At 69.8% G+C, this 10,552-nt stretch carries 10 protein-coding genes; 5 read left to right on the forward strand and 5 right to left on the reverse strand.

The window, feature by feature from the left end; translation table 11 throughout:
• Positions 1-42: 42 nt before the first annotated feature.
• Positions 43-1,527, reverse strand: a complete 1,485-nt coding sequence (locus JHD63_RS12590) for a carotenoid oxygenase family protein (RefSeq protein WP_198971087.1) — start codon at positions 1,525-1,527, stop codon at positions 43-45.
• 155 nt (positions 1,528-1,682) lie between these two features.
• Positions 1,683-2,642: a LysR family transcriptional regulator gene (locus JHD63_RS12595; RefSeq protein ID WP_198971088.1), complete on the reverse strand. Its 960-nt coding sequence runs from the start codon at positions 2,640-2,642 to the stop codon at positions 1,683-1,685.
• A gap of 132 nt (positions 2,643-2,774) precedes the next feature.
• Here JHD63_RS12595 and JHD63_RS12600 point away from each other — a divergent pair, with 132 nt between their 5' ends.
• The 5 genes from JHD63_RS12600 (at position 2,775) to JHD63_RS12620 (ending at position 7,644) form a co-directional block, all read left to right on the forward strand.
• Positions 2,775-3,890, forward strand: a complete 1,116-nt coding sequence (locus JHD63_RS12600; RefSeq protein ID WP_198971089.1) for an aryl-sulfate sulfotransferase — start codon at positions 2,775-2,777, stop codon at positions 3,888-3,890.
• A 285-nt stretch (positions 3,891-4,175) separates the two neighbouring features.
• Entirely contained in the window at positions 4,176-5,132 is a 957-nt protein-coding gene (locus JHD63_RS12605; protein ID WP_198971090.1) for an ABC transporter substrate-binding protein, read from the forward strand.
• A complete protein-coding gene (locus JHD63_RS12610; protein ID WP_198971091.1) occupies positions 5,120-5,902 on the forward strand; it encodes an ABC transporter ATP-binding protein in 783 nt (260 codons plus the stop codon). The genes JHD63_RS12605 and JHD63_RS12610 overlap by 13 nt, the downstream gene beginning before the upstream one ends.
• Positions 5,899-6,708 (forward strand): ABC transporter permease, encoded by an 810-nt coding sequence (locus JHD63_RS12615; protein ID WP_198971092.1) that lies wholly within the window; start codon positions 5,899-5,901, stop codon positions 6,706-6,708. The genes JHD63_RS12610 and JHD63_RS12615 overlap by 4 nt, the downstream gene beginning before the upstream one ends.
• A gap of 21 nt (positions 6,709-6,729) precedes the next feature.
• Complete coding sequence (locus JHD63_RS12620) at positions 6,730-7,644, forward strand: isopenicillin N synthase family dioxygenase (RefSeq protein WP_198971093.1); 915 nt, start codon at positions 6,730-6,732, stop codon at positions 7,642-7,644.
• A gap of 101 nt (positions 7,645-7,745) precedes the next feature.
• On the opposite strand, the gene JHD63_RS12625 is transcribed toward JHD63_RS12620, so the two are convergent.
• From JHD63_RS12625 to JHD63_RS12635, 3 genes are all read right to left on the reverse strand, one after another.
• Positions 7,746-8,690, reverse strand: a complete 945-nt coding sequence (locus JHD63_RS12625) for an alpha/beta fold hydrolase (protein ID WP_233168054.1) — start codon at positions 8,688-8,690, stop codon at positions 7,746-7,748.
• A gap of 39 nt (positions 8,691-8,729) precedes the next feature.
• Complete coding sequence (gene bchO / locus JHD63_RS12630; protein ID WP_198971094.1) at positions 8,730-9,626, reverse strand: alpha/beta fold hydrolase BchO; 897 nt, start codon at positions 9,624-9,626, stop codon at positions 8,730-8,732.
• A partial coding sequence (locus JHD63_RS12635) for a VWA domain-containing protein (protein ID WP_198971095.1) occupies positions 9,623-10,552 on the reverse strand: 930 nt, incomplete at its 5' end. The genes bchO and JHD63_RS12635, both read right to left, overlap by 4 nt.

A 10,552-nucleotide genomic window follows, 5' to 3' on the forward strand; every position in this document is an offset into this window, starting at 1 on the left:
CTTATTGAACTTACAAGCCAAAAAAAGACCGCGCGAGGCGCGTCAGCGCTGGCGCGCAAGCGGGCCGTCACGCAGATCGCGGCCATCGGCCCAGCAGGAGTGCGTGCCACTGCACAGCTTGTGCGGTAGTTCGATACGGCAGACCGGGCCTTCGGCAAAGCGCTTGCAGTCGATCAGGATCACCTCGGAACGCTGGGTGTTCTCGTTGGTGATGAAGGAGACCAGATAGCCATCGTCCTCGTCCCGGGCGTTGATGCGGGGAGCGAAAGGCGCCTCGCTGGCGAACTGGCCCTCGGGCAGTCCGAGCTGCCAGGACTCGCCGGTCACCAAGTCGTGCTTCACATAGCCGTTGAAGAGGAACCGGCCCGGCACCTGCACGGCGCTGTAGGCATAGCGATAGGGTCTGGTGGCGTAGCGCTGGTTGAACATACCGAACTCCAGCACGCGATCATCGAGTCGCTGCTCGGTGGTCTTGCCCGTGCGCAGATGGAAGCGCCAGCGGTGCAGATGCGTGCCCATCTTGTACTGGTCGAGGTAGGACATCATTCGCTCGTATCCGACGGGCGCGCCTTCGAAGTTGCGCGGCATCGGCTCGTCCTGGAAGTAGCCGTCGAGCACGATGTCGTCGCCGTCCTCATACGCGTTGAGAAAGTGCAGCACGAAAGTGGGCGCCGCCTCGAACCAGCGGATGTCCTGCGGCGTTCCTCGGCGCGGAATGATCGCAAAGCGCGATGGCATGTCGGGGTGAAAGCGCACCACGTGCTTGCCCAGCGGGAGCAGATCAGGGTCCCAGAACAACGGGAAGTCGTTCAGGATGGCGAAGTCACGGGTGAACGCCATGTCGTGCGGCAGACGCGGGCCGGGCAGCGGCACGGGAACGTAGTGCACCAGCCTATCCTGGCGATCCACCACGCCGTAGTGCATGTAGGGCGCATGCTTGGAGTAGTTGAAGAACAGCAGTTCACCGCTGCGCTCGTCCACCTTGCAATGCGCCGAGATGCCGTCCAGCGGCGACCATGGCGCAATGCCCTGCTGCTCCAGCGTCTGCGGATCCAGCCGGTAGCCCTCGCCGCACTGGTAGTAGGTGGTGAGGGCCTGCCCGGCGTGCACCACCACGTCGGTGCTCGATGCATCCTTGATGCCGCCATGCGCGCCCCAGCCCGGCCGCCGGGACAACGCCGGGTCTTCCATCAACCCGGCCCACAGCCGCTCGCCGCGCTCCAGTTCGGCGTTGAGGCCCTTGGTGGCGATGAAGCGGTTGCGGTACTCCACCTCGCCATTGCGAAAGGACGCCATGTGCAACATGCCGTCTCCGTCGAACGGGTGGTAACGCCCAAGCGATGGCAACACCGGGTTCTGCGTGTTGCGCAGGTACACGCCATCCAGATCGCGCGGCACCGCGCCCTCGAGCACGCGCAACCCGGTCGCGTTCACCTCTTCGAGCAATGGAGTCCATGCGCCTTGAAGGTAGGGATGGTCACCTGCGTCAATGAGCCTGGGCAGTACACGAACAGTTTGCGTCGTCATACGTCTCCAAATTACTTCTTATATTGAACTAACTTAAAATCGTATCGGCACACCATTGCGAGTCAAGTAACCAAGGTGACAAACCGGCGGTAACCCCGATCAGGGGAAACACTCAGGCCCGCGATGCACCAGAGCTCCCGCTGCGGCCTCCAGCCTCAGGTCGCAAACGCATCCAACGCCAGGGGCGTAGCCTCCACGTCCCCCAGCCGCGCGCGGATGGCCATGATCTCGGCCTCGAGGTACTGCAGGAACATGCCCACCGCCACCGAGGTAGCCTGGCCGCTGCGCTGGAACAGGCAGCTGTGCGAGCGCGCGCCCGCGTCGGCCAGCGGGCGCCAGGCCAGGCGGCCGGCGGCCACGTCCTCGGCGACGTTCTCGGCGATGAGGAAGCCGACGCCCATGCCGCTGGCCACCAGCCGGCACACCATGGCCACGGAGCTGGTTTCCACGAGCGGGCGCGTGCTGCGGTGCTCGCGTGCGTCGATCTGGTCGATCATGGCGCGCAGTTCGGTGCCCTGCGCCATGAGGATCAGCGGCTGCTCCAGGCAGTCGCGCAGGCGCAGCGGTTTGCCGGCGGCCACGGCCAGCGGGTGGCCCGGCGCGGTCACCAGGCCCAGTTGCTGAGGCCAGGCGCGCCCCTCCTCCACGCCCGGCGGCGGCCGGCGGCGCAGGCAGAAGCCGATGTCGGATTCACCCGCGGCCACCCAGCGCAGGATCTGCTCTCCGCTGCCGGTGCGCACGCTGTAGGTCACGCCCGGGTAGCGCTGCATGGCCGCCTGCATGGCCTGCGGGATCAGGTGCTCCGCCGACGAGGGCGAGACGGCCAGGTGGATGTGGCCGCGCCGCAGCGCGCGCAGGTCCTGCACCTGCGACAGCGCGAGGTCCAGGTCGCGCTGGCCGCGCCGCACCGACGCCACCAGGATCTCCCCCGCTGCCGTGAGCTGCATGCCCTTGGCGAGTCGGTCGAACAGCGGCGTGCCGACCTGCGCCTCGAGGTTGAGCACCTGCTGGTGCACGGCGGCGGCGGTCAGGTGCAGGGTTTCGGCGGCCTTGCGCAGCGAGCCGCGGCGCGCCACTTCGTCGAAGCAGCGCAGGGATTGGGACAGCAGTGGCATCGGCGGACTGTAAGACTTTTCCATACACGCCATCAAGAACAAACCGATATTCCGAACGCAGCGGAATGCCTAGAGTGCGCCCTTGGCCGCCGAACGAGTGTGGCGGCCCCTCTTTCCAGCAAGGATCACCGCATGCCCACCACCGTCGACCAGATCACCATCCGCCGCCGCGGCGTGGGGCTGATCGCCTACGACCCGGCGCTCAGCGCCGGTGGCTACACCCTGATCGCGCCACAGACCGCGCGCGGCCACGTCTACCTGGTGGACATCCACGGCGCCGTGGCGCACCAGTGGAAGATGCCGCTGCGCGCCGGGCGCCACGCGGTGATCCTGCCCAACGGCAACCTGGGCTACAACGGCAACCACGCCGATTCGCCCGACCGCTACCCTGCCTGGTCGATGTGGCATGGCGGCGATTTCTCCGAGGTCACGCCCGCGGGCGAGGTGGTCTGGCACTACGAAGACCCGGCCCACCACCACGACGCCCAGTGGCTGCCCAACGGCAACCTGCTCTACGCCGCCTGCGCGCCCGTGCCGCAGGGCTTTGCCGCGCGCGTGCCCGGCGGCACCGCGCACGGCGACGACGGGACGATGGTCGGAGACGTGATCCGCGAGGTGAACCGCGCCGGCGAACTGGTCTGGGAATGGAAGGCCTGGGAGCACCTGGCGCCGGAGGATTTCCCCATCCACCCCGGCTTTGGCCGCTATCACTGGCCGCTGGTCAACGGACTGGGCGTGATGGCCGACGGCACGGTGCTGATGAGCCTGCGCACCACCGCCGGCATCATCGGCGTGGACAAGGCCAGCGGCCGCGTGCGGCTGCACATACCGCCCAGCGTGGTGTCGCACCAGCACGCCCCGGTGCCGCTGGACAACGGCCGCATCCTGGCCTTCGACAACGGCAACTTCCGCAGCGGCAGCCATGTGGCGTTCTCGCGCGTGGTGGAGATCGACCCGGCCACGAACGACGTCGTGTGGTCGTACGCCGACGAGATGGTCAATTCCTTCTACACCGCCTTCATGGGCAATGCCCAGCGCCTGCCCAACGGCAATACCCACATCACGGAATCTGCCACCGGCCGGCTGTTCGAGGTGACGCCCGCAGGCGAAGTGGTGTGGGAATACGTCATTCCCTGGTTCGACGAATACCCCGACGAGGCCGCGCGCAAGACGGGCCCAGGGCGGCTCAACAGCGTGTTCCAGACCTTCCGCTATTTCGACCACCAGTTGCCCTGGCTCACGCGCTGAAGTGAAACACCCCCAGGCTACGCGCTTCGCGTCTTCGCCAACCCCCTTGCAGGGGGCTGAGCCCGTACACGAAAGGTCCAGTGGACCTTTCGAGACTGGCGAAGGGCCGGGCCACTGGCCCGGCGCGGCCTGCAAGGCCTCTCCAGCGACCTGGCAAAGCCAGTTCCGCGGATGTCCCGGCCTGGCCTGTTCCACGGCCTTCTGCGCCTTGGGCTGTCGGCGCTGCAGGTGGCGCTGAGCGCCTGGGACGACTCATACGGCACGATTTTTGAAAGGACCCACTCCATGACGACCATCACCCGGCGCCTCGCCCTTGCGCTGCTCGCAGCCCTGTCCACGGCGGCCTTCGCCCAGGACGGCAAACCGGTGCGCATCCTCACCAACTGGTTCGCGCAGCCCGACCAGGCCGGCTACTGGCAGGCGCAGGAAGACCAGCTCGGCAAGGACGCGGGCCTGAAGATCACGGTGCTGCAGGGCGGCCCCAAGATCCAGACCATTCCGCAGGTGGCCTCGGGGCAGGCCGAGTTCGGCATCGGCAACGCCGACGACGTGCTGCTGGCGCGCCTGCGCGGCGCGCCGGTCAAGGCCGTGTTCGCGCACCTGGACTACGTGCCCTATGCCTTCGTCTACCACCGCGACCCGGCCGTGAAGGGCATCGCCGATTTGCAGGGCCGCAGCTTTGCCGTCAACATCGGCAGCGCCTACTGGGAATGGACCAAGAAACAGTACAAGCTGGCCAGCGTGCGCGAGCTGCCGGTGAGCGGCGACCTGAGCCTGTTCCGCAACGACCCGAAGATAGTGCAGCAGGGCTACTCGCTCTACCTGCCCGCGCGCATGGTCGAGGCCGGCATCGACGTGCAGCAGATCAGCGTGGCCTCGCTCGGCTACCGGCCGTACAACGTGCTGTTCACCACGGATGAAATGATCCAGAAGAACCCGGCCTTGGTGAAGGCCACCATCGCCGCGGTGCAGAAGGGCTGGAGCAACTATGTGCGCAACCCGGGCGGACTGAAGCCGCTGCTGACCGGCATGAACAAGCAGATCTCGCCCGCCATCTACGACGCGGCCAACAAGGACATGATCGAGAACCTGATCTCGCACGACCTGGGCCGGATCGGCTGCATGCAGGACGCGCGCTGGAAGGAACTGGCGGGCCAGCTCAGGAGCGTGGGCTTCCTGCCCGCGAGCTTCGACGAGAAGCAGGCCTACGAGCGCGGCCTGGTCACGGGATGCGCGCCGTGACCGGCCGCCCTGTTGCGCGCGGCGCCAGCATGGCGCTGCGCGGCGTCTCCAAGACCTACGCCACCGGCCTGCAGGCCCTCGCGCCGACCGATCTCACACTCGCGGCGGGCGAATTCGTCACCATCGTCGGGCCCTCGGGCTGCGGCAAGTCGACCCTGCTGCGCATCCTGGCGGGCCTGGTCGAACCCAGCGGCGGCACCGTCGACCGGCCAGGCGCTACCGCCACTGGCTTCGTGTTCCAGGAGGCCGCTCTGCTGCCCTGGCGCACGGTGCTGCGCAATGCCGAGCTGCTGATGGAACTGGAAGGCTGCCGCGGCCCCGACTGCACGCCCCGCGCGCGCGAGGCGCTGCAACTGGTGGGCCTGGCCGGCTTCGAGGCCAGCTATCCGCACCAGCTCTCGGGCGGCATGCGCATGCGGCTGTCGCTGGCCCGCGCGCTGGCGCTGCGGCCCGCGCTGCTGCTGCTCGACGAGCCGCTGGCGGCCGTGGACGAACTCACGCGCGACGTGCTGCAGGAAGAGCTGTCCGCGCTCTGGCAGCAGTCGGGCTTCACCGGCGCCATGGTCACGCATAACGTGCACGAGGCGGCGTTCCTGTCCACCCGCATCGTGGTGATGTCGGCGCGGCCCGGGCGCATCGTCGAGGTGGTGGACGTGCCCTTCGCCTTCCCGCGCGCGCCCGAGCTGCGCGCCACGCCGGAGTTCGCGGAGCTGACCGGCCGCGTCACCGCCGCGCTGCGGCGCAAGGCCGTTGCGGAGGCCGCGGCATGAGCACCTCCACACCCTCCTCACGCCTGCGCGGCAGCGCCCTGGCCGCGCTGCCGGTGCTGGCGGTGGCCCTGCTGGGCATCGCCGCCTGGTGGCTGCTGTCGGCCACCGTCTACGCCGGCAAGGGCTACCTGCTGCCCGGCCCGCAGGAAGTCGCCGCGGCCGTGGCCGAGAACGCCGGCACGCTGCTGCTGGCGACGCTGGCCACGCTCAAGGAAGCAACGCTGGGCTACCTGCTGGCCATCGTCTGCGGCATTGCGCTGGCGGCGCTGCTGAGCCAGTCCAGGCTGCTGGAGCGCAGCATCTACCCCTACGCGGTGCTGCTGCAGACGGTGCCGGTGGTGGCGATCGCACCGCTGATCGTGCTCTGGTTCGGCTACAACGAGCTGTCGGTGGTGATCATCAGCTTCATCATGTCGCTGTTCCCCATCGTCAACAACACGCTGCTGGGGCTGCGCTCCACTTCGCGCACGCTGGTGGAGCTGTTCACGCTGCACAGCAAGAGCCGCGTCACCACCTTCTGGAAGCTGCGCCTGCCCGGCGCCCTGCCCAGCATCATGGCCGGGCTGCGCATCTCTGCCGGTCTGTCGGTGATCGGCGCCATCGTGGGCGAATTCATCATCGGCTCGGGCAACGCGCAGGGCGGGCTGGGCGTGCAGATCGTGTTCGCGCAGGGCCGCATGTACACCGCGCTGCTGTTCGCCGAGGTGATCGCCGCCACGCTGCTGGGCTTCCTGTTCTTCCTGGTGGTGAGCGCCATCGGACGCCAGTTGCTGCAACACTGGCATGAGTCCGAGGCGGGCGGCTGAGGCGGGGGGACAATCGGGCCCATGCACGATATCCCCATCATCGACATCGCCGCCCTCGCCTCCCCTGACGCCGCCGCGCGGCAACAGGTGGCGGCGCAGATCGGCGCGGCCTGCCGCGGCACCGGCTTCTTCCTGATCACCGGCCACGGCGTGCCCGCCGCGCGGGTGGCCGATACCTTTGCCGCCGCGCACGAACTGTTCGCGCTGCCGGCCGAGGCCAAGCGCGCGCTGGCGATCGCCCGGCACGGCCACAACCGCGGCTACGTCGGCCTGGGCGTGGAGGCGCTGGACGAGAAGACCGCGCCCGACCTGAAAGAGGCCTTCAACCTGATCTGGACCGACGGCGCCACGCGCCCGCCCAACGTCTGGCCACCCCTGCCGGGCTGGGAGGCGCGCGTGCAGGCCTACTTCGACGCCGTGCTGGCCGTGGGCCAGCGCCTGCACACCGCCTTTGCCACCGACCTGGGGCTGCCCGAGGACTTCTTCGCCGACAAGGTGGACCGCCCGCTGGCCACGCTGCGCCTGCTGCGCTACCCCACGCTGCTGGACGGCGCGCCGCCCGGCCAGGCCGGCGCCGGCACGCACACCGACTACGGCAACGTGACCCTGCTGGCCACCGACGGCGTGGCCGGCCTGCAGGTACGCCGCCGCGACGGCCAGTGGCTGGACGCGCCCTCGGTGCCGGGTGCCTTCATCTGCAACATCGGCGACTGCCTGATGCGCTGGACCCATGATGTCTACGTGTCCACCCCGCACCGCGTGGTGCGGCCGCCGCAGGAGCGCTATTCGATCGCCTTCTTCCTGGACCCGAACCCCGAGGCGCTGGTGCAGGCCATCCCGTCCTGCGTGCCGGCCGGCCAGGCGCCGCGCTACGCGCCGGTGACGGCCCAGGCGTACCTGCAGCAGCGCTTCGATTCGACCTACGGCAAGACATGATTTTGGATAAAAAAGGCCTGAAGCCCAGTTACCACCTGGGCTTTATGCTACATATTTCATAGCAATTCAGCGCGCGGCCAGTGGCTGGCGCCTGCCGCGCGTCAGCGCCTGCCGACCTCGCCGGCATCGAGGAACTCCTGCACCACCTTGGCGGAGCGCGCCGCCGCTTCCTCCTGCGGCAGGTGGCCGGTGCCGGCGATCGACACCAGCCGCGCGTCCGCGAGGGCCGCCAGATAGTCCTGCGCATTGGCGATCGGGATCATCGCGTCCTGCTCGCCCCACAGCAGCAGCGTGGGCGCCCGAACGCGCCGCAGCAGCGGCACCGGATCGACGAGCACGGTCTGCTCCATGCGATCGAGCAGGGCCTGCCGGGCACCGGGCGCGAGCAGGTAGTCGTGGTAGCGGTCGAGCAGGTCCTGCGTGACCATCGCCGGATCGGCATAGGCCGGCTCCAGCGAAGAGCGCAGCAGCGCCTTGGGCAGCGCGTAGCGCATCAGCGTGAACATCGACGGCACCTTGGGCGCCTCGCCATAGCGAAAGCCCGGGCTGGCGAAGCCATCGGGCGCGATCAGCACCAGCCGGGTGACCCGCTCCGGATGCAGCGCCGCCAGGGTCCATGCGATGCGCCCCCCGATCGAATGCCCGACGACGCTGCTGGCGCGCAGGCCCAGCCGGTCCTGCAATGCGAGGACCAGCTCGATGCTGCGCGCGTCGGTGTAATTGCGGCTCGGGTCGGGCGGGCTCAGGCCGTTGCCCGGCAGGTCGAAACGGATCACGCGGTGCGTGGCCTCGAGCGCCCGGGCCAGGGCGTCCCAGGTATCGAGGCTGGATGCAAAGCCGTGGATCATGAGGACCGCCGGCGCGTCCCTGGGGCCGCTGTCGCGCACGTGGAGCATGGCGCCCGAGACCTCCAGCATGTCCGCCGGCGACGCCAGGTAGCGGCGCTCCAGCCAAGCACGGTCCTTGTCGGGCGTCCACAGCCAGAACAGCGCCGCCAGCAGCAGCACGGCCAGCACGAGCGCGCCGAGGGGAAGGATCGATTTCAAGGCGTCTCCATCGTCAGCGCGCGGGCTTGCGCAGGTGGATCATGCGCGCCGGGCGACACCCTGCAGGCAGATGCGGTGCACGTCGAGCACCCAGGCCGCGACGCGCACCGGCATCTCCTCATGCGCGAGGTGGCCCGCCCCCTCCAGCAGCGCCAGGCTCGCGCCCGGCACCAGGCGCTGCACCCGCTGCGCCTGCGACGGCGGAACGGCACGGTCCAGCGCGCCGGCCATCAGGTGCAGCCGTTCGCCCAATGCGGGCAGGCGCGCCAGAAGCGGCGCCACGTTCCAGCGCGCCATCATGCCAAGCGCCGCCGCCACATGCACCGGGTTGCCCACCAGCCGCGCGTAGAGCGCCTCGCCGCGGGCGTCGAGCGTGGAGCCGGTGCTGGCGATCAGCCGGCGCACGGACGCCGCGTCGGAGGCGCCCCAGGCGAAGAGCCGTGCGGCCACCGAGTTGAGCGCCATCGCGCGCGCCGCCTGCGGCAGCACCAGCCCGGCCAGGCCGGCGAACGGCAGGAAGGCGCCGTTGAGCGCGAGCACCGCATCGGCGTCGATGTGCTCGCGCAGGCACAGTTGCGCGGCAATGGCGGCGCCGGCCGAATGGCCGACGATCAGCGCCGGCCTCACCTGGAGCCGGGCCAGCAGTGCCGTCAGCGCACGGGCCATGCCATCGAGGGACATGTGCATGCCGTGCGGTGCCGAGGTGAAGCCATGGCCGGGCAGATCCAGCGCGACGCAGGTGAACTCCTGCGCCAGCAGCGGCATGAGGTCGCGCCAAGAATGGCTGGCGGCACCGGTCCCGTGGAGCAGCAGCAGCACCGGCCCGCTGCCCATGCGCTGCACATGCCAGCGGATGCCCGCGGCCTGGACGAAGCTGCTGTGCTGACGGTGCGGCCAGTCGAGCCCGGCGACGTCCCAATCGAGCGCACGGCTCATGAGGCCGCCCGGTCCATGGCGGCGGCGCGCACCACGCGCGACATCTGGGCCGCGTCGGCATAGGGCAGCGGCAGGTAGACGGCGCCCATTTCCTCGGCCAGCCGGCGTGCCTGCGCCTGCGGGTGCGGCGAGGTGTCGAGCACCAGCGTGCGGATGCCCGAGGCCCGCAGCAGGCGTGCCGATTGCAGCGCGTCGAGCCCGGCGCGCTCGCGGCCGCCGGTGCCGTCGAGGGCGACGTTGGCGCAGCCGTCGGTGAGCAGCACCGCCACCGGCGTGCGGCCGTGGCGCCGCGTCGACTCCGCCAAGGCAAGCGTGGCGTCGATGGCGGTGGCCAGCGGCGTACCGCCGCCGCCCGCGAGGCCGGCCAAGCTGCGCCGCGCCCGCACCAGCGAGCGCGTGGGCGGCAGCAGCACCTGGGCCGAGCGCCCGCGGAAGGCGATCAGCGACACGCTGTCGCGGCGCACGTAGCAATCGGCCAGCAGCAGTTCGACCGCGCCCTTGGCCTCGGCCAGGCGATGCAGGGCGGACGAGCCGGAGGCATCGACGGCGAACACGGTGGTGGTCTCGCTGCGCTGCTTGAAACGCGTGACGCGGAAGTCCTCGCGCCGTACCCGCACGGCAATGCGGGCTGCATCTGGCGAGGGATCGCTGCGGCGGCGCAGTGCCTGCCAGGGCGCCGCGGCGCGCAAGGTGTCGATCAGGCTCAGCCGCGCGCCGCCGCGCGCGGGGCCGGGCAGCACGCCGTCCGGGCGGCCGCGCAAGCCTCCGGTCACGGGCGTTCCCGCGCGGCCCTCGCCGTGCCTGTCTCTTATACACATCTCCGAGCCCACGAGACCGTACAGGAAATCGCGTATGCCGTCTTCTGCTTGAAAAGGGGGGGGGGGGGGGGGGGGGGGGGGGGGGGGGGGGGGGGGGGGGGGGGGGGG

This window comes from Xylophilus sp. ASV27 (assembly GCF_016428875.1).
In the GTDB taxonomy this organism is placed as follows: Bacteria; Pseudomonadota; Gammaproteobacteria; order Burkholderiales; family Burkholderiaceae_C; genus Xylophilus.

Bases quoted from the DNA above. Each gene is read 5' to 3' on its own strand.
- JHD63_RS12620 (WP_198971093.1), top strand. From the start codon at position 6,730: ATGCACGATATCCCCATCATCGACATCGCCGCCCTCGCCTCCCCTGAC.
- JHD63_RS12590 (WP_198971087.1), bottom strand. From the start codon at position 1,527: ATGACGACGCAAACTGTTCGTGTACTGCCCAGGCTCATTGACGCAGGT.
- bchO (WP_198971094.1), bottom strand. From the start codon at position 9,626: ATGAGCCGTGCGCTCGATTGGGACGTCGCCGGGCTCGACTGGCCGCAC.
- JHD63_RS12605 (WP_198971090.1), top strand. From the start codon at position 4,176: ATGACGACCATCACCCGGCGCCTCGCCCTTGCGCTGCTCGCAGCCCTG.
- JHD63_RS12595 (WP_198971088.1), bottom strand. From the start codon at position 2,642: ATGCCACTGCTGTCCCAATCCCTGCGCTGCTTCGACGAAGTGGCGCGC.
- JHD63_RS12615 (WP_198971092.1), top strand. From the start codon at position 5,899: ATGAGCACCTCCACACCCTCCTCACGCCTGCGCGGCAGCGCCCTGGCC.
- JHD63_RS12610 (WP_198971091.1), top strand. From the start codon at position 5,120: ATGCGCGCCGTGACCGGCCGCCCTGTTGCGCGCGGCGCCAGCATGGCG.
- JHD63_RS12600 (WP_198971089.1), top strand. From the start codon at position 2,775: ATGCCCACCACCGTCGACCAGATCACCATCCGCCGCCGCGGCGTGGGG.